This is a genomic window from Lederbergia lenta NBRC 16444, from assembly GCF_001591545.1.
Lineage (GTDB): Bacteria > Bacillota > Bacilli > Bacillales > Bacillaceae_C > Lederbergia > Lederbergia lenta.
Map to the genome: position 1 here is coordinate 1266335 of NZ_BCVC01000001.1, position 19300 is coordinate 1285634.

At 37.0% G+C, this 19300-nt stretch carries 20 protein-coding genes and 1 other RNA gene; 12 read left to right on the top strand and 9 right to left on the bottom strand.

Annotated features, from left to right (window positions below; translation table 11 throughout):
- Positions 1-83 precede the first annotated feature (83 nt).
- On the top strand, positions 84-1040 hold the full coding sequence (locus BLE01S_RS05910) for a tRNA dihydrouridine synthase (RefSeq protein ID WP_066138314.1): 957 nt from the start codon (positions 84-86) through the stop codon (positions 1038-1040).
- 776 nt (positions 1041-1816) lie between these two features.
- On the opposite strand, the gene BLE01S_RS05915 is transcribed toward BLE01S_RS05910, so the two are convergent.
- The 3 genes from BLE01S_RS05915 to BLE01S_RS05920 all read right to left on the bottom strand — a co-directional run bounded on the left by BLE01S_RS05915 (position 1817) and on the right by BLE01S_RS05920 (position 3906).
- Entirely contained in the window at positions 1817-2887 is a 1071-nt protein-coding gene (locus BLE01S_RS05915; RefSeq protein WP_066138316.1) for a DUF3900 domain-containing protein, read from the bottom strand.
- Positions 2888-3002: 115 nt separating this feature from the next.
- Positions 3003-3176, bottom strand: a complete 174-nt coding sequence (locus tag BLE01S_RS20955) for a hypothetical protein (RefSeq protein WP_169800016.1) — start codon at positions 3174-3176, stop codon at positions 3003-3005.
- 100 nt (positions 3177-3276) lie between these two features.
- The gene (locus BLE01S_RS05920) at positions 3277-3906 is read right to left on the bottom strand and encodes a metal-dependent hydrolase (RefSeq protein ID WP_066138318.1); all 630 of its coding nucleotides are present in this window, start codon (positions 3904-3906) and stop codon (positions 3277-3279) included.
- A gap of 168 nt (positions 3907-4074) precedes the next feature.
- Between BLE01S_RS05920 and BLE01S_RS05925 the strand changes: the two genes are divergently transcribed.
- From BLE01S_RS05925 to BLE01S_RS05950, 6 genes are all read left to right on the top strand, one after another.
- Positions 4075-4836, top strand: a complete 762-nt coding sequence (locus BLE01S_RS05925; protein WP_066138321.1) for an exodeoxyribonuclease III — start codon at positions 4075-4077, stop codon at positions 4834-4836.
- A gap of 13 nt (positions 4837-4849) precedes the next feature.
- The gene (locus tag BLE01S_RS05930; RefSeq protein WP_066138324.1) at positions 4850-5704 is read left to right on the top strand and encodes an SDR family oxidoreductase; all 855 of its coding nucleotides are present in this window, start codon (positions 4850-4852) and stop codon (positions 5702-5704) included.
- A gap of 170 nt (positions 5705-5874) precedes the next feature.
- Entirely contained in the window at positions 5875-6594 is a 720-nt protein-coding gene (locus BLE01S_RS05935; protein ID WP_066138327.1) for a YebC/PmpR family DNA-binding transcriptional regulator, read from the top strand.
- A 174-nt stretch (positions 6595-6768) separates the two neighbouring features.
- Positions 6769-7800, top strand: a complete 1032-nt coding sequence (locus tag BLE01S_RS05940) for a hypothetical protein (RefSeq protein WP_066138330.1) — start codon at positions 6769-6771, stop codon at positions 7798-7800.
- 69 nt (positions 7801-7869) lie between these two features.
- Positions 7870-8298, top strand: coding sequence for a cell wall hydrolase (locus BLE01S_RS05945; RefSeq protein WP_066138333.1), 429 nt, complete (start codon positions 7870-7872; stop codon positions 8296-8298).
- Positions 8299-8411: 113 nt separating this feature from the next.
- The gene (locus tag BLE01S_RS05950; RefSeq protein WP_066138336.1) at positions 8412-9128 is read left to right on the top strand and encodes a gamma-glutamyl-gamma-aminobutyrate hydrolase family protein; all 717 of its coding nucleotides are present in this window, start codon (positions 8412-8414) and stop codon (positions 9126-9128) included.
- 399 nt (positions 9129-9527) lie between these two features.
- Here BLE01S_RS05950 and cydS read toward each other — a convergent pair whose 3' ends face one another.
- The 6 genes from cydS to hxlR form a co-directional block, all read right to left on the bottom strand.
- Complete coding sequence (gene cydS / locus BLE01S_RS21470; protein ID WP_411825149.1) at positions 9528-9629, bottom strand: cytochrome bd oxidase small subunit CydS family protein; 102 nt, start codon at positions 9627-9629, stop codon at positions 9528-9530.
- A gap of 12 nt (positions 9630-9641) precedes the next feature.
- Positions 9642-10667 carry a cytochrome d ubiquinol oxidase subunit II gene (locus BLE01S_RS05955; RefSeq protein ID WP_066138339.1) on the bottom strand — a complete coding sequence of 342 codons (1026 nt, stop codon included), beginning with the start codon at positions 10665-10667 and terminating at the stop codon, positions 9642-9644.
- Positions 10664-12010, bottom strand: a complete 1347-nt coding sequence (locus tag BLE01S_RS05960) for a cytochrome ubiquinol oxidase subunit I (RefSeq protein WP_066138342.1) — start codon at positions 12008-12010, stop codon at positions 10664-10666. Before BLE01S_RS05960 ends, BLE01S_RS05955 begins: the two co-directional genes overlap by 4 nt.
- A 327-nt stretch (positions 12011-12337) precedes the next feature.
- Positions 12338-12895: a 6-phospho-3-hexuloisomerase gene (hxlB, locus tag BLE01S_RS05965; RefSeq protein ID WP_066138345.1), complete on the bottom strand. Its 558-nt coding sequence runs from the start codon at positions 12893-12895 to the stop codon at positions 12338-12340.
- A gap of 2 nt (positions 12896-12897) precedes the next feature.
- Positions 12898-13539 carry a 3-hexulose-6-phosphate synthase gene (gene hxlA / locus BLE01S_RS05970; RefSeq protein WP_066140957.1) on the bottom strand — a complete coding sequence of 214 codons (642 nt, stop codon included), beginning with the start codon at positions 13537-13539 and terminating at the stop codon, positions 12898-12900.
- A 167-nt stretch (positions 13540-13706) separates the two neighbouring features.
- Positions 13707-14078 carry a transcriptional activator HxlR gene (gene hxlR, locus BLE01S_RS05975; RefSeq protein WP_066138348.1) on the bottom strand — a complete coding sequence of 124 codons (372 nt, stop codon included), beginning with the start codon at positions 14076-14078 and terminating at the stop codon, positions 13707-13709.
- Positions 14079-14258: 180 nt separating this feature from the next.
- On the opposite strand from hxlR, the gene ssrS reads away from it, so the two are divergent.
- The 5 genes from ssrS (at position 14259) to BLE01S_RS06000 (ending at position 19168) form a co-directional block, all read left to right on the top strand.
- A non-coding RNA gene (ssrS, locus tag BLE01S_RS05980) (6S RNA) lies at positions 14259-14440 on the top strand.
- Positions 14441-14677: 237 nt separating this feature from the next.
- The gene (locus tag BLE01S_RS05985) at positions 14678-16120 is read left to right on the top strand and encodes an MFS transporter (RefSeq protein ID WP_066138352.1); all 1443 of its coding nucleotides are present in this window, start codon (positions 14678-14680) and stop codon (positions 16118-16120) included.
- 17 nt (positions 16121-16137) lie between these two features.
- Positions 16138-17310, top strand: a complete 1173-nt coding sequence (locus BLE01S_RS05990; protein WP_411825157.1) for a M20 family metallopeptidase — start codon at positions 16138-16140, stop codon at positions 17308-17310.
- Between the two features lie 50 nt (positions 17311-17360).
- Positions 17361-18311 (top strand): cation diffusion facilitator family transporter, encoded by a 951-nt coding sequence (locus tag BLE01S_RS05995; RefSeq protein ID WP_111703461.1) that lies wholly within the window; start codon positions 17361-17363, stop codon positions 18309-18311.
- A 113-nt stretch (positions 18312-18424) separates the two neighbouring features.
- On the top strand, positions 18425-19168 hold the full coding sequence (locus tag BLE01S_RS06000; protein ID WP_066138360.1) for a DUF6612 family protein: 744 nt from the start codon (positions 18425-18427) through the stop codon (positions 19166-19168).
- The last annotated feature ends 132 nt before the right edge of the window (positions 19169-19300 follow it).

The following is a 19300-nucleotide window of genomic DNA, read 5'->3' on the forward strand; positions in this document are numbered from 1 at the left end:
TAGAAGCAGGGGAACCTTTGCTTTTTATTTTAGGGACAAGGGTTTGGCCTAGTGTCCCATAATGAGAGGATTCGAATTTAAATATGAAAGATAATTTTTGGCGTGATTTACCACGACCGTTTTTTGTACTAGCACCAATGGAAGATGTGACGGATGTTGTGTTTCGCCATGTAGTGAGTGAAGCAGCTAGACCTGATGTGTTTTTTACTGAGTTTACAAACACAGAGAGTTATTGTCATCCAGAGGGAAACCACAGTGTGCGTGGGCGTTTAACTTTCACAGAAGATGAACAACCAATCGTGGCTCATATATGGGGGGACAAGCCCGAATACTTCCGAAAAATGAGTATTGATATGAAAAAACAAGGTTATCGGGGGGTGGATATCAATATGGGCTGCCCTGTACCAAATGTAGCACAGAATGGGAAAGGTAGCGGGCTTATCCGCCGTCCAGACGTTGCAGCAAACCTCATACAAGCAGCAAAAGCAGGAGGCTTGCCGGTAAGTGTAAAGACGAGGCTTGGTTACACGAATGTAGACGAATGGCAAGACTGGTTAACTCACTTATTGCAACAAGACATCGTAAATCTTTCCATTCATCTGCGTACAACAGAGGAAATGAGTAAAGTAGATGCTCATTGGGATCTGATTCCAGAGATTAAGAAATTGCGTGATCAAGTAGCACCAGATACACTTTTGACGATTAATGGAGATATTCCTGACCGTCAAACGGGCTTGAAGCTTGTTGATCAATACGGTGTGGATGGAGTGATGATTGGGCGAGGTATTTTTAAAAATCCGTTTGCCTTTGAAAAAGAGACGAAAGACCATAGCAGTGAAGAATTGCTAGATCTCTTAAGGGTGCATCTGGATCTCCACGATAAATATTCAAAAGAATTGGAGCCACGTCCATTCAAACCTCTTCGTCGCTTTTTCAAGATATATGTCCGCGGATTTCGAGGAGCAAGTGAATTAAGAAATGAATTGATTAGTACAGAGTCAACAGATGAAGTGCGTGCATTACTCCATAACTTTAAGTGAAAGAATATTTATGGCACGAGGAGAGGGAGGAGTGTACCGATTTCAAGTAAAAGTAAAGTAAGACTTAAGTCTGTCCCTTCGCCTCAACAGTCTGAATTCAATAATTGCTCGTTTTTTTCAATAGAAAACTGGGGTAATAGATGCAGGAAAGAGGGACAAGAGTTCTATTCCCTCTTTCCTTTATTCTGTTATTTACCTTGCCATGTCTCGGGTTATCCATTATTCCACTCGTTTATTTCAATATAAATCCAATTATCATCTCATACCGCCTCAAGAGGATCGATTTTTTTCTACACTTTATTTGTTAACCGAAAAATCGGCATTTTGAATAAACAAGGCGTGAAAATCCCTTTTTCTCGTATGGGATTGAAGGCATGAGATTTTGGCTCTTTTCAATGTTTTTTTGGGTGGTGAAAGCCCAAAAAGCCATAATAGTTTAGGCGATATGAGTTACTTAGAAAGGGAATCAATGAGGTGATAAAATTAAAGAATATAAGGGAACGAAAAGGGAACTGTAATTTGAATAGCTCGCATTATATCACGGTAAGAATAAGAAAAGAGATTGAAAGGGCTAACTAAACTCCGTGAAATCAATGTATAGGAACGAAATATAAAGAGATAGCCGAAGCTATCCCTATGAATTAATACCATAATCAACTGATTGAGTGACAGGAAACCTGCCACAAGTTAAAGAGCAGAGTTATATTATTTCCTCTAATGGTCACGAAATTGGACATATCATTTTTTATAATATGAATCTAACCTCTAAATAACTACTATACTCCTATCTTATTTCCATTTATCTTCCCAATAATCTCCTGCAAATCATCGGGTCTATGAAACTCAATAGGTGAAACCCCTTTTTCAAATGTAATAGAATCAGCTTCTACAAGTAAAACATATTTGTCATTTACTTTTGCTAGATGAATGCTCTCGCCAAAATCGGCAAGGTATCCTTTAATAGAAGTATCGCCAACTGTCATTTTCAACTCAGTTTCAGGAGCAAGTTCAACGATTTGTGCAGATGCTTCTACTACTTGTTCGGTCGTTAATCTTTCTTGGATTTCTCGCTGTGGGCTTGCTTCCCAAATCTCCATTTCTTTTTCAAATTGCTCTAACTCTTCGCTGTTATCTGCTAATACTTCGGTAAAATGTTCTTCCACCATCGTTTTGACTTGTGTCCTTAATATTTCCGGCATCGATTCACCGTATTCCACGAATTTCAAGAAGTCCTCGAAGTAGCGTGCGTGGGAGGATTGATGAATTTTTAATTCGCTTGCTTCGATCATTCCTTCTTCAGGCATATAAGGATATTGGATCGACTTCATGTTTTTTGTAGTAATCGCCATTTCTACGTTGCGGATTAAAGTTGATTCGTCTGCAATCGAAGCTACTTTTGGTTCAAAATCACATTTCATGATAAAGAGAAATTTGTCATCGAAATATTTTTTTGGTTGAGCAGCAGCAACTAGAAATGCACCACCACGCACAGCGCTAGTGTCGTGGTAGGCTTGTACCAAAGCGTCACTGCTTTCTTGAAAATCGGTTTTTGTTTCGGCGTTTCTTAACCGATCAAAAAGATTATAATTTGGATTGGAATCGAGCTCATGCCCAGGCTCAACGATAAAACGTCCTAGTTTTGTTGGTGCAGCTTCGGATTTCGGATGGCGCTCTACTTTACGCTTCACAATTTTTGCCAGCTCTCCGTCTAAGAAATCCTTAATGGCATGTTGATCATATTCGTCTGTATCCAATGTTTGGAAATGTTTATATTGCTTACTAGCTTGCTCATCTTTACCATCTACTTGAATCACGTAGAATGATAAAAAACGTATATCAAAATCCATTATCTCACCTAATTCTATTCATTTAGCTTTGCATACAAAGAGCTTATGGAGTATTACTATCCATAAGCCTTTTTGTTACAAGCTATTATTGTTACATTTTCATAAGTACAAATGATTATGTACCTATTTTACGTCTTGTGTTACTTGCTTTTTTTGTTTGCTGACTTGATAGCTTCTTTGTTGAAGTGCTACCTTTTAGACTAGCTTGTGATTTTTGGGCTGCTTGTTTTTCAGCGAGTTTCTTTTTGATCGCTTCTTGCAAGGAAACCTTTTTAGGCTCTTCAGGCATTATTTGTGCCTCCTAACTTTGTTTAGCATCTATTCATTATACACGCTTAGAAAATATTATAGGGAAAAATATTCTTTCTGTATAGTGTAGTGGCATATTTTCAACATTCTTTTTTGAGAAATGGTTGGAATAGTTTAATTCCTCTTCTGTTACCTGGAAGCCATTTCATGTCTAATATTAAATGACTTGCATAACTCATGATGCAAACAAGCATGAGTCCGGCAATCTGTAAATCCTGCTCCAAGTAGTAACCAATTGCCCCGAAGTAAGCCAATCCTATGAGAGAATGTGTTAATGAGCGATGGGGAAGGCGGGATGCAACACTGATATAGATGCCCAACATGATCAGCCAAGTACTTTGTTGGGCAATGCCCGCTAATAATACTGTAAGACCTGTCAGCATTAACATCATTTTTTGCTTCACAAATATCGAGGGCATAGAAAGTAAAGCAATTCCTGCTGCCATTCCCAACCAACGTTCTATTCCCGAACTTTTATCGAAACTATAGGCAATTAATAATAAGCCAAACAGACCCAAAAATAAGATAAGCCATTTTTTATTTAACGAAATCCTCTTTGATAAAGTGCCTTTTACATCTAAATCAGGCACCAATCCAACACATCCACCTAATAATGTGAAAGAAACGGCTGTTTGTAAATCTACCCCTATGTACTTTGCTACTCCAATTCCGGCTAAACCACCTACAATAAAATGCGTCTTTCCATCCATTTAATAAAGCTCCTTTTCTGTGAAAACTCTTGTTGCTTTTACTAGTATAACAACACGATCACTTGTTTGGTAGTGAGAAAGTGGTAGAATAAGATAAGTAATAGAATTTGGAGCAATGAATGCTAGGAAAATATAGATAATATGAGGATGTAAAGGGGAATTTGATTAATGTTAAAACTTGTTTCATGGAATGTAAATGGAATTCGAGCGTGTGTTAAAAAAGGCTTTTTAGATTATTTTCAAGAAGTAAATGCAGATATATTTTGTTTGCAGGAGTCGAAATGCCAAGAGGGGCAGATTGAATTAGATTTAGAGGGCTATTATCAGTACTGGAACTACGCTGTGAAAAAAGGCTACTCTGGTACAGCTGTCTTCACAAAGGAAAAGCCCCTATCTATTAAGTATGGGGTAGGGATAGATGAAGAAGAGATAGAAGGAAGAATTATTACCCTCGAATTCGAGGAGTTCTTCTTAGTAAATGTTTATACACCTAATGCCCAAAGAGATCTAGCTAGATTAGGTTATCGCTTATCATGGGAAGATAGAATACTTGAACATTTAATTGAATTGGATGAAATAAAACCAGTTGTATACTGCGGCGATTTGAATGTAGCACATCAAGATATTGATTTGAAAAACGCTAAGTCGAATAGAGGGAATTCTGGGGTGACGGATGAAGAACGTGGCAAAATGACTCAATTACTCGGAGAAGGATTTATTGATTCATACCGCTATTTTTATCCTGAACGAGAGGGCGCATATACTTGGTGGTCTTATATGAGCAAGGTTAGAGAGAGAAATATCGGTTGGAGAATTGATTATTTTATCGTTTCAAATCGTCTTCAAGAGAAGTTAGTTGATGCTTCGATTGATGCACATGTGTTAGGCAGCGATCATTGCCCAATCACATTGGAGCTCAAACTCGACTAAGCGGGGGAATAAAATGAATAATCAAACGGTAGTCATTACTGGCGCATCCAGTGGATTTGGATTAATGGCATCACTTGAATTAGCCAAACGCGGTTTTTCTGTTATAGCGACAATGAGAAATCTCGAAAATAGGGATACAATAATAACATTATGTAAACAGATGGGGATTAAAAACAAATTAAGTTTTTACCAACTAGACGTGACAAGTGCTCAGTCGGTTGAAAATTTTTCGGTTCAATTACGAAAATTACCGAAGATTGATATTCTTATTAATAATGCCGGCTTTGCACTTGGAGGCTTTTGTGAAGAAATAAGTATTTCGGAATATAAGGAGCAATTTGAGACAAATTTATTTGGAGTTATTTCCGTAACACAAGTAGTGCTTCCTCGTATGAGAAAGCAAGGGTATGGCAAGATAATAAACGTCAGTAGTATTTCCGGGAAGATGGGTTTTCCGGGGCTTTCTCCATATGTCGCTTCGAAACATGCGTTAGAAGGATGGACTGAATGTTTGCGTTTGGAAGTGAAACCATTCGGAATCGATGTGGCTTTAATTGAACCTGGGTCTTTTCAAACAAATATATGGTCTCAAGGAAAAAGGATTGCCGAGCGCTCTAAACTTCACACTTCACCCTATTCATCCTACATGCAGTCGATTGAAAATGAATTAGAGGAGAGTCAGAACAGTTACGGCAATCCGAATGTAGTTGCTTCATTGATTGCAGATCTCTGTTCACAAAAACAATGGAAAAAACTTAGATATCCAATTGGAAAAGGAGTAAGACTTAACTTCTTCTTGAAATCGATCATCCCATGGAATATGTGGGAAAAAATATTTTTAAATAAATTAGGTATGGATAAAAAATAATTTTATTATAGTTTATATTTTTAAGAAACAGTTGCTTTAATCATGAAAGTAATACAACTTTATTGTTATTTTTTTGATAGGAGATTCGGAAAAAATGTTATAATATAATCTCATGAATGAAGTCCTCAAGTTTTATTGTATTGATTCAAAGATGAAAGCGAGTGTACATTATGGGACGTAAATGGAATAATATTAAGGAGAAAAAGGCTTCAAAGGACGCAAATACGAGTCGTATATATGCAAAGTTTGGTCGAGAAATTTATGTAGCGGCTAAGCAAGGGGAGCCTGATCCGGAATCAAATCAAGCATTAAAAGTTGTACTTGAACGCGCAAAAACATACAGTGTGCCGAAAACGATTATTGACCGTGCGATTGAAAAAGCAAAGGGTGGTTCAGAAGAAAGCTATGATGAACTACGTTACGAGGGCTTTGGACCAAATGGATCTATGGTTATCGTTGATGCTCTGACAAATAATGTGAATCGTACTGCATCAGAGGTGCGCGCTGCATTTGGTAAAAATGGTGGAAATATGGGTGTAAGTGGATCTGTTGCCTATATGTTTGATGCTACAGCTGTTATCGGTCTTGAAGGAAAAACAGCAGATGAAGTGCTTGAAATATTGATGGAAGCTGATATTGATGTGCGTGATATTTTAGAAGAAGGTGAATCAGTAATTGTTTATGCTGAGCCTGACCAATTTCATGCTATGCAAGATGCATTCAAGCAGGCAGGCATTACTGATTTCACAGTTGCGGAAGTAACAATGATTGCGCAAAATGATATTACATTGCCAGAAGACGCACAAGCGCAATTTGAAAAAATGATAGATGCTTTAGATGAGTTAGAAGATGTAGCGCAAGTGTACCATAATGTAGATTTTGACGAATAATACCTTATATTGAAGCAGACCTCTCCATTCATGAGAGGTCTGCTTCGTGTTATTGATTTTATTTCCACGCAAGCGAAAAAGATAGAATTCTATTCGTTTTATGTTATAGTAGTTTGAATATACAGACAAAATGAAGGTTACATGTTATTATTCAAAATAAAGGGGGAGTAGCTAATGACGATTCATTTCAAAAAAGCAGAAGAATGGTTTACTTTTTATGATGGACAAGGAAATTTAATAGAAAGAAAAACAGAAATCCGTTTTGATCCACTAACAGGTGAGTCTTCACGACTCGTGTTTGATGCAGGTTTGTCGCCTGTGTTACCTAATTATACAGAAGCGGCAGAACAAAGTGGTGGGAAAAATTGTCCGTTTTGTCCCGAAAATATTTTGAAGATGACACCTGTCTTTCCAAAAGAAATTACATTTGACGATCGCATTACACAAGGAGAAGCAATTGTTTTTCCAAATCTGTTTCCTTATAGCAAGCATAATGGAGTAGTCGTTTTCTCTGGTCAACATTATGTTCGCTTAGAAGAATTTACGACGCAGTTAATAAAAAATGCTTTTATTGCTGCACAAACATACATACAAAATGTAATAAAGACTGATTCAAAGGTTTCATTTGCATCTATTAACTGGAACTACCTTCCAGAATCAGGAGGCAGTATCCTCCATCCCCATTTACATGTCATCGCGTCAGAATCACCAACAAATTATCAAGCGATTACAAATGAAAAAGAAAATCAATATAAAAAAGAAAACGGTACAGAGTATTTTTCGGACCTTTATGAAACAGAAAAAACACTTGATGAAAGATGGATCGGCGAGTGTGACAGTGTAGCATGGGTACACGCTTATGCTCCCAAAAGCCATAATGACTTTATTGGCATTTTCACTCAAGCTTCTAATATTCACAATATTACTGAACAAGATTGGTTAAGTTTTTCGGAAAGTTTGACGAAAATTTTTGCAACGCTAAACGATCAAGGATTTGCTAGTTTTAATTTATCTTTACATGTATCAACAGATCCAGAAGCTAAACAACCTATTCATGTTCGACTCATTCCACGTCTTACTATAGGCCAGCTTGAGACAAGTGATATTAATTTTTTCCAAGCATTACATCAAGAACCACTTACATATAAGTCGCCAGAAGATATCACACGGAAAGCACATGCACATTTTAATAGCCGGATTAAATAACAAACCCTCTGCAACAATCACGCCTCCTTGAAATATGATAAAGATGTAGTGATTTATGGAGGTGGAGGTATGGCTGTTGTAAAAGCCAGAGAAGCAGATATTGATTTATTGGCACGACTGCTAAGGGCCGAGGCGGAAGGGGAAGGAAGACAAGGCATGCTAATGGTTGGTAATGTAGGAATTAATCGGATTCGAGCAAATTGCTCTGATTTTAAAGGGATCCGCACCATTCCACAAATGGTTCATCAACCACATGCTTTTGAAGCTGTAACTCACGGTTATTTTTATCAGAGAGCGAGAGAAGCGGAGAAATCTTTAGCAAGACGCTCTATAAAGGGAGAGCGTATATGGCCTGCTAAATTTAGCTTATGGTATTTTAGGCCGCCTGGGGATTGTCCTCCTACGTGGTATAATCAACCTTTTGTAGCTCGTTATAAATTGCATTGTTTTTACGAACCAACCGCAGAAGAATGTGAGGCAGTGTATAATACATTTTAATCCTGTACAAAAACAAACAAGCACAAAAATGGTGCTTGTTTGTTTTTGTATAGAATATGGGTAAAGTAACATGTAACTTACTTTTATTATAGAAGAAATAGGGGTTTTAAATAATGAAAAATACGAAACCAATCATCGGACTTACATGTAATTTAGAAATGGTTCGAAATAATGTCAGTTTTACTTTATATTTGAGCTATCCTGAAGCAATAAAAAAAGCTGGGGGAATTCCAATCGTGCTCCCACTTGGTAATGAGGAATTAGCTGAAACATGGGTATCAATGTGCGATGGAATATTATTGACAGGTGGGAACGATGTACATCCAAAACATTATGGGGATGTCCCTCAATCAGAATTAGGATTAACCACACCGAAATTAGATGAATCAGACATGCTCATTATTAAACATGCTAGAAAACAAAATAAAACGATCTTTGGTATTTGTCGCGGTTCTCATTTAATAAATGTAGCGCTAGGTGGGACAATGCTTCAAGATATAGAAACAAATGTCCAGAATAGTTTAAACCATCTTGATAAAGGTGATAGAACAAAATTAAAACATATGATTACGATAGAGAAGGAGAGCATCCTGTATGATTTAGTTCAGAAAGAAGAACTGGAAGTAAATAGCTTTCATCATCAGGCGCTTGGGGATCTTGGTAAAGATTTAAGGTGCGTTGCAACAGCACCGGATGGGGTTAAAGAAGCGTTTGAAAGTGAAGATGGAAAAATAATGGGTACACAGTTTCACCCTGAGGAATTAGGTAAGTTCAATAATAAAATGCATGAGCTACTCGTACTATTTATTGAAAAATGCAAGGGTGAATAACTATATATTATATCGAGATATTATTTGAGTAAAACATCGCTTCGATAAGCGGTGTTTTATTTAATAGGATTAGCACTTGGTTCTAATGACTGGTATCGATTTTAGTATCTGGTCATCAAAAGAGGAAAATGCGAACCTTGTAGGTACGTACAAGTTGTTACCTTCTTATTACATTTAACGTTATGTACATATGGTGAGGACAGTAGAGAGAGGGCTAAATCAGCCTAAGTTATTAGACTTATTTGATGATGATTTGTAGTTGCATTCATGTATCAAACATAAAATTTAATAAAAATCTGGTTAGCTTGTATATAATATGTTATGTGTAGCAAAAGAGAGTTAATAGTTAAAAAACGAATGAAAAAAGGCACTCTGCCGAAAGAATGCCTTTTTAACATTTTATTTAGAAACGGGCCCATCCTTTAACGCTGCCCAAAATGCAATTGCTATGGATGCAAATAGCACAATAAAGGGAGCGTAAAACATCAAAAAGTTGCTCATTATCGGACCTCCTCAGGGGTGATTTTTCGTTTTACCTTTTACATAATCTTTATTAAAAAGAAATAACCTTAACAATAAATATAGGGAGGGGATGAGTAATCCCAATCCCGCAATAAATGCCACAATAAGTGAGATGGCCATTGCTTGGTTTGTAAAGCTATCATAGATTGTTAAATGAGGGTAAAGCAAGTATGGATAATGTGAAACGCCATAACCATAAAACGCTAAAGCGAATTGCCCGGCCAATAACCCAAAAGCTAAACCATAATTTCTACGTTTCCAAATTAACCAAATCGTTCCGATAAATAATAGGAAGGATAAACCAAATAACCACCAAAAGCTCATTATTCGTTCAAAATGCTCTTTGTTGTGCATACTTAGTTCAAAAATGATGCCCCCTGCTGTAACAATTGTGGGTAATGCCCAAATCAAAGCGTATTTTCTCATTAAATTGGTAGCGGCAGAATCATTTGCTTTATTGGCATACCATGTAAGAAAAACAGCTGAAATATATAGCACAGACGTAAGGCTAAGGACGACGATACTCCATGTCAAGGGACTTGTAAATAGTGCCCAATAATCTAAAACGGGATGCCCGTTAACAAGGGATACAAAACCACCTTCAGAGATGGTGAGTACAATTGATAATGAGGCAGGAATAAACAACCCCGATAATCCATACATGAATGAATATCCTTTATGCCCTTTTGTTCCGTATGTTTCAAATGCATAATAAGATCCACGAATGGCTAGTAAAATAATCGCAATACTTGCTGGGACGAGAAGTGTTGTCCCGTAATAAAATGCTGTTTTTGGAAAAAAACCAATGATCCCAACGAAAAAGAAAACGAGAAATACATTAGTTACTTCCCATACTGGCGATAAGTAGCGTTGAATGATTTTTGTGAGAATATGTTGCTTATTTGTAAACACACTATAAGCATTGAAAAAACCAGCCCCAAAATCAATGGATGCGACGATGACATAACCAAAAAGAAACGTCCAGAGCACTGTAATTCCTACTATTTCTAAATTCATGTCCGGACACCCCCTTTTTCGTTTTCCAAATCATCAAGTTCCTTTTCTACTGGGTTTCTCCTGAACATTCTACTAAGGACAACAATGGTACCAATACCTAATATGATGTAGAGTCCAGCAAATAGCATCAGCATTAAGTCCACGTGATTACTCGAAGTAGCAGCATCCGCTGTTCGCATTAAACCTCGAAGGACCCATGGCTGTCTTCCTACCTCGGCCAACCACCAACCAGCTTCTATAGCGATAATAGAAAGCGGACCACCGAGAACAATGAGCCATCTGAACCATCTCGAATGAACTATTGGCCAACCACGTTTCATACCAATCCAGTAAACGAATGATAATAAAACCATCCACATCCCAATCGTTACCATAATATCAAATAAGTAATGTATATAAAGAGGAGGGATTTCATCTTCTGGAAATTGATCTAATCCGATCACTTCTGCTGTTGGATCATTATGTGCTAATACACTAAGTGCAAAGGGAACTTTAATTGCATATTTCACTTCACCATTATCCAATACACCATACAGAATGAGTGGTGCATTCTCCTCTGATTCAAAATGCCACTCCGCAGCGGCTAATTTCTCCGGCTGGTACTCAGCCAAGTATTTTCCTGAGAAATCACCGATTACAGCTGTAGCAATAGAGAATATAAGTCCCAACTTCATTGTTAAAAATAATGCCTTTTTGTGATACACATGGTTGGAGCCCTTTAATAATCTAAAGGCAGCAATCGAAGCAAGTAAGAATGCTGCTGTCATAAATGCTGTCACAACGACATGTGCTACTTTAGTAGGCATTGCTGGATTGAACATCGCAATAATTGGATTTACATTTATGAGCTCTCCATTAACGATATCAAAACCTTGTGGGGCATTCATAAATGCATTGACCATTGTAATGAATACAGCGGAAAAAGCGGCACCAATTGCCACTGGTATGAGGAGCAATAAATGTTTGCGCTGATCTTCAAATTTGTCCCAGGTATATAAATAAATGCCTAGAAAAATCGCTTCAAAAAAGAATGCGAAAGTTTCCATAAAGAGAGGCAGGGCAATAACATTTCCGGCGAGCTCCATAAAGTTTGGCCATAATAAAGATAGCTGCAATCCAATAGCCGTTCCAGTTACAACTCCAACAGCTACTGTTATGACGAAACCACGAGTCCATCTTCGTGCTAATAAAATATAGTGCTCATCATTTTTCTTTATCCCGATCCATTGAGCAATCATGATCATGAGCGGCACACCTACTCCGATTGTTGCGTAAATAATATGAAAGGAAAGGGTAGTTTCTGTTAAAATTCTACTCCAAAATAATGCATCTTCATTCACCAAATGGAATTCTCCTCCTTTTACCCGACAATAATCCTTCTAACGATAGAGACGAGCATAATAGCTGCGACACCAAATGCTAGCCAAATTAATTTTCGTTCGTGATTTTTATACATATTCCCACACTCCTCATTCTTCATATTACCCTTATTTGTAAAATTGACGCATGGAATAATATATTTTTTGAATAAAGTAAAGGTAGAAAAAATTTGGATGTTAGCTTTGGAAAGAAGGGGGACAGGAGAAGTGGATTTTTTTAAGGATATACAAATGAATATAAAAAGAGTATGTTTTGAAAATATCATTTCAAAACATACTCTTTGTGTCATTTTATTCTAAGTTAGCATGCTTTCCATACATCGTTTGCGTATCTAATCCTTTTTTCTCCATGAACCTTAAGATAACCGCGTCAAAAAACAATAAAAGACTTTGTTCAAATAACGAGCCCATAGGTTGAATAGATTGTGCTCTTGAATTTTCTCCCGATTTGGTTTGCGCTGGAATTTCAATAACTATATCCGCCATTTGACCAAGTGTTGATGTAGGATTGATCGTTACTACAACAGTTGCTGCGCCAATACTTTTCGCTTTCTCGGCCATAGAGATAAGGCTTTTTGTTTCACCAGAACCGGAACCAATGATAAAGATATCATTATGTTCCAAATTAGGTGTGACGGTCTCACCTACGACATATGAATCTAACCCCATATGCATCATACGCATTGCAAATGATTTCACCATGAAACCGGAACGCCCAGCACCAGCAACAAGCACTTTCTTCGCTTCTAAAATGCCATCAACTAATTTTTCGGCATCTTGATTATTCAGTTTCTGAGCAGTACGTTCAAGCTCTTGTAAAATACTCGATATATACTGGGTTGTCTGCATTATTATATAGTCACAGCTTTTTTAATAAGGTTTTGTATTTCACTAGCAGCAGCTTTTTTATTATCTTTGCTTGTTATTCCGCCGCCGACAATCACTAAATCTGGTTGGGCATTAATCACTTCTGGTAGTGTTTCTAATTTAATTCCGCCAGCAATTGCTGTTTTCGCATTTTCGACCACGCTTTTGATAGCACGTAAATCTTCGAGAGAGTCTTGCCCAACAGCTTGCAAGTCATAGCCAGTATGTACGCAAATATAGTCCACACCTAGTTCGTCTAATTCTTTTGCACGACTTTTAATATCTTTGACAGCGATCAAATCTGCAAGAATTTGTTTTCCTTGTTTTTTCGCTTCTGCCACTGCGCCTTTTATAGACTCATCTTCTGCTGCGCCAAGGATTGTAACGATATCTGCGCCTGCTTCAGAAGCTTTCATCACTTCATAACCAGCAGCATCCATGATCTTAACATCTGCAAGTACAGTTAGATTAGGGAATGCCTCTTTTACTTCTTTCACTGCTTTATGACCTTCCGCATTAATAACAGGTGTGCCAATTTCCACAACATCAATATGATCTTGTACTTCTTTAATAAGTTCGATTGCCTCTGGAATGTTCACGAGATCTAAAGCTAATTGTAGTTTCATAAATGATAACGCTCCCTTTGATATATATTTTAAAGCATATATTGATTCTAATACTTCATTTACATAAATAGAAGTACGCACTTTAATATCACATAGTGATGAAAAGTATACTGTGAAAATAAAAAGTCATGATTAGTGTCAGTACTAATCATGACTTATGAATCCAATTATTTAGTGGTAGAGACGTATGCTGTATTGTTTTCATTTGTTTCAATAAACGTTTGGTATTCTTTTCCCCAGCTATACATTGATTCGAGAATCGGCATTAATGTAATTCCTAAATCAGTTAATGAATATTCTACTTTAGGCGGAACAACCGGGTAGACTTCACGGTGAACGATACAATCCGCCTCAAGTTCTCTTAATTGTGTAACGAGCATTCTTTGAGATATGCCAGGCATAAGTGACTTTAATTCATTGAATCGTTTCGTACCTTCTTTCCCTAAATGCCATAAGATGAGCATTTTCCATTTCCCACCGATCACTGCAAGGGTTAATTCTTTTTCACAATTAAATTCTTTTACTTGTATTTGACCCATATATGATCCTCCCCGCTAAGTAAAACCAAGTTTTCTGACTTTTGTAGAGTATATCATTAAAAGCTGACGGATGTAGAAATGATGTTTATACAGATATTTAATGAATTGTATGAACCATTGATTTGAGAAATGGTTAGAATTTACTATTGCTTGATCGATGAAAAAAGATTATGATGTATGTACAGGCTACGATGTACGTATGACATTAAGTTTTAACTCTAACCTTAGAATAGGGAGTTTTAATCGAAACCATAATGTCAGGCCTTCCTCGAAAGGAAGACAGGAAAGTTTCTGCGAACACCCACTTGGAAAAGTGGTGGTTTAAAACTTTTTATAACGAGTACGGCATATGTGGCTCATATAATTCTAAATTAACTTAGACCATTCTCATATGAGAGTGGTCTTTTCTATTTTGTAATTAACTCAAGTACCACCATCCTTTAAAAATTATTGAGTTCCACTTTCCACAAAAGACGGCTTCGATCATTAACATCGAAGCCGTCTTTTTATATGGGAAATAAATAACCAGTATTTTTTGTAGTTTAGAACAAAAGATATAAAAGACTTTATGGAACTTGAAGTTTACAAGGAGGTTTATTATGGCAACAACCTATCAAGGTAATAATAAAATGATCACAGGTATTGTATTCGGTGTGATTACGTTTTGGCTATTTGCTCAAGCGATGGTTAATGTTGTTCCTGCTGTTCAAAAAGACTTGGGCATCTCTTTGGGTTCGCTCAATGTGGCTATTAGTTTAACGGCTTTATTTTCGGGTATGTTTATAGTTGTTGCTGGTGGGTTAGCTGATAAAATCGGGCGGAAGAAAATGACGTATTTCGGTTTAATCTTAAGTATACTCGGATCGCTCTGTCTTATTTTTGCTCATGGTGCTGCATTATTAATTATCGGAAGAGTTATACAAGGTCTTTCAGCTGCGGCTATTATGCCTGCGACAATAGCTCTAATTAAAGCTTATTTTGATGGTCCCGATAGGCTGCGCGCATTGAGTTACTGGTCTATCGGATCTTGGGGTGGCTCTGGTGTTTGTTCTTTTGCGGGTGGGGCCATTGCAACGTATATGGGTTGGAGATGGATTTTTGTATTTTCAATTGTTTTCGCCATAATCGCCATGTTTTTGATTAAAGATGTACCAGAAAGTAAAGTTGAGCAAGCTAGTACCTCTAAATTTGATTATAGTGGGTTAATCGTATTTATCATCACGATGCTTGCCTTAAATCTATTCATAACACGAGGTGGCGATTTTGGTTGGATAAGTCCACTTTCATTAGTATTAATTGCGATAACGATTATAGGAGTAATAGTATTCTTTAAAATTGAAACAAAGAAAACAAACCAGTTTATTGACTTTTCCCTATTTAAAAATAAACCATACACAGGTGCTACCATTTCAAATTTTTTATTGAATGCTGTTGCAGGGACTCTCGTAGTTGCAAATACGTATGTTCAAGTAGGTAGGGGATTTTCAGCTTTTCAGTCAGGAATGTTATCGCTCGGTTATTTAGTAGCTGTTCTAGCAATGATTCGTGTTGGAGAGAAAATTTTACAAAAAACAGGCGCGAGAAAACCAATGATTTGGGGTACAATATTAACCGGAATTGGTGTCGGAGTTATGGCTTTAACATTTTTACCTGGTTTTTTATACACAGTAATCGTTTTTATCGGTTTTGTACTGTTTGGCCTAGGACTTGGAATGTATGCGACGCCTTCCACAGATACAGCGGTGTCTAATGCGCCAGATGAAAAAATAGGAGTTGCTTCTGGAATCTATAAAATGGCCAGCTCATTAGGCGGTTCTTTTGGTGTTGCCATTTCGACAGCCGTTTATAGTGCAATTACTGTAGTTGGAAGCGTGGATATAGCAGCAACCGCTGGCCTCATTACAAATGTTATCTTCGCCGTACTTGCGTTACTATCAATTATGTTTTTGATTCCAATAAACGCTGGAAAAAGGGAGAAGGATACTTCACCTAGAGAAGGATTATCTGACCACACACTAATACCAGAAAAAGGGAGAGGTTAAACTTGAAATTGGAATTAATGAGGATGTTGCAAGATAGAAAAGATGAAATGATAGAAATAAGGCGTTATTTACATGAACATCCTGAGCTGAGCTTTCAAGAGGAAAAAACAGCTCAGTATATTGAAGACTTTTATAAAGGAAAAGATGTAGAAGTCCAAACAAATGTGGGGAATGGATATGGCATTATTGTAACGATTAAAGGTGGAAAGCCTGGAGATACAATTGGGCTAAGAGCTGACTTTGATGCTTTACCAATCGTCGAAGAAACAGATGTACCATTTAAATCGAAAAATGAAGGGGTCATGCATGCATGTGGGCACGATGCGCATACTGCTTATATGTTAATACTTGCTGATTGTCTTATACAGCTTAAAGAGCAGATCCCAGGAACAATCAAGATCATCCATCAACATGCGGAAGAAACTCCTCCAGGTGGAGCAAAAAGCATTGTTGAATCTGGAATACTTGATGATTTAAATGCCGTCTATGGTGTACACGTTTTTCCAACTGATCCAGTGGGGGTTATTGGATACAGAAGTGGTTATGCAATGGCAGGAAGAACCTATTTTAAATTAGTTATTCAAGGTTCTGGTGGACATGGGTCTTCCCCTCATTTGGCAAATGATTCAATCGTCGCAGGCTCTCATTTTGTTACAGCTGTACAAACAGTTGTTAGTCGGAGATTAGATCCGTTTGAAGTAGGGGTTGTTACAATTGGCTCATTTGACGGAAAGGGAGCATTCAATGTAATAAAGGATAGCGTTACCCTTGAGGGGGATGTTCGTTATATGGCTACCGAGACGCAGGAAAAAATAGATAAAGAAATTCATCGCATTGTAGGCGGAATTGAAGCGGAATTCGGTGTAAAGTGTGAGTTAACTTATACACCTGATTATCCACCATTATACAATGATCCGAAAATAACCGAAGCTGTTGTAGCAAGTCTTGAATCAATGAATGATCCAGATATTAAAGATGTCATTGAATTTCCAAAGTTTTCGGGGTCTGAAGATTTCTCCTACTATGCAGCTAAAATTCCAGGTACTTTCTTTTATATTGGTTGTAAGCCTAAGGGCGTCGAACAAGCTTATTTTAATCATCATCCAAAATTTGATATCGATGAAGACTCATTGCTTGTTGCAGCAAAAGCAGTGGGACAGGTTGTGTGCGATTATTATGCATTAGATTAGCCCAAAGAAGCCTGAGCATATAGGCTTTTTGTGCGTGAAGGAGTGTAATTATGAATTTTTTTCTATTGTTGAAAAAAGGGAACACTTCATCTGGAGTCGCAGCGTTAGGAAATGCAGGCCTTGCTATTATAAAAGGTCTTGCTGCTGCATTCAGTGGAAACGGTACGATGTTCGCATCTGCGATGCATTCTTTAGCAGATGCTGTGAACCAGGGGTTTGTTTTTCTAGGTAGTGCATTATCAGAAATGAAGCCATCTAAACGATTTCCACTCGGATTTGGTCGTGTTGTCAATATATTTTGTATGGTGGCAGTGATTGTGGTCACAATCATGGCTTATGAAACGGTAAAAGAGGGATGGCATCTTCTTCGTTATCCAACTGAATCCAGCAATTTTTTTCTTAATATTGCTGTTCTCGCTGTTTCTTTTTTGGTAGATGGATTTATTTTACTAAAAGCTATGAAAGAAATTTTAAAAGAAACGCAAGCGGAGAAGAGTAAGAATATATTTATTTCTGCTTTTAAACATGCTGGAAAAGCTTCGCCTGCCACGAGACTTGTTTTTTATGAGGATTTGGTCGCTACATCCGGAGCGCTACTAGCTATAGTTGGAATCATTCTTGCTCAATTATTTGGTATCTTACAGGCAGATGGTGCAATATCTATCCTTATTGGCTTTTTAATGTTTTTTGTTGCCTTTAGGGTAGGCTATGACAATATGATCGGACTAATTGGTGTTGCAGCTCCCGCTGATGTTGAGAAAAAGGTAGCTGATATAATTTTGAATGATAAAGATGTAGTTGATATTAACCAATTACGAGTGATTCAAGAAGGAAGACTGTTTCATATTGATAGTATTGTTGAATTAACTAAGGGCTTAACACTTGCAGATGCGGATGATATTAAATTCAGAGTGGAGGATCAATTACTTCGTGATGCAGATGTTGCGGACGTGGTGATTGGTATCATTGAAGATGATGGCATTATTCGATGGAAGTCATAATTGAAGGCAGATTATTTTTTTATAAGACCCATTATCACGGGTCTTATTTCACATTCTTTTTATTCCCTGACATGATATAAATAGGATTAGTGATGAAAAGGGAGAATAAAAAAATGAAAAAATTAGGAGTCTTTTATTTAGTATTCGGTCTGTTTATTTTGACCGCTTGCGGAAACAAAACTTTATCAACGAGCAATATACTGAAAAACGTTGAAAAAGCACATAATAAAATTGAATCTGTTGAAATTAAATTTACCGAAACGTATGAACCAAATGGTAATGATACAGGGATAGAACAATTTAATTATAAAAATAATGTCGGTGCGCTTACATATGACAATTTGGCTGTAACAATGTATAAAGATAGTGAAGAGTTTTTTCTACTCGTTAATGGTTGGGAAAATCCCCAAAATAAATCTATTTATGAATTGAAATTCGATAATCAAATGAATCAGCAACACAATCAAATATCTTATTTACAGCAATTCGATGACAAACTCTATCAGAAATTTGATATGGAATCTAATGAAGACGAGTATATTCTTACATACACTGGAGACAAAGAGGATCAATTGAAATTGGTTACGGGTATTGCAAAGGAATATAATGAGAGTTTAGGAATTATATTAGGTGAGGATGTGCAGTCTACTGATCTGACTGTCGAATTATTACATATAAAAGTTTGGATTGATAAGGATACAAATAGAATAAAGAAATTTCAGCAAGATATGGAGTACTCCCAATTTGTTGGAGGTAAAGAACGTAACTATAATCAAGGTGTGGTTTATGCGTATTCTAAATATAATAAAATGGATAAAATTAAAAAGCCAAACATTGCCACAAGTGATGGAGAGTAAACCACAAATTAGCATAGTTTGTGGTTGAGCAAAATAATTACTTTTCAATAACGTTCGATTTCCTGCAATTCGTATAGAAAAGATGTATACTTAGTAAGCGAAGAATGTGCATGTAGCGTAGAAAGGAAGTGT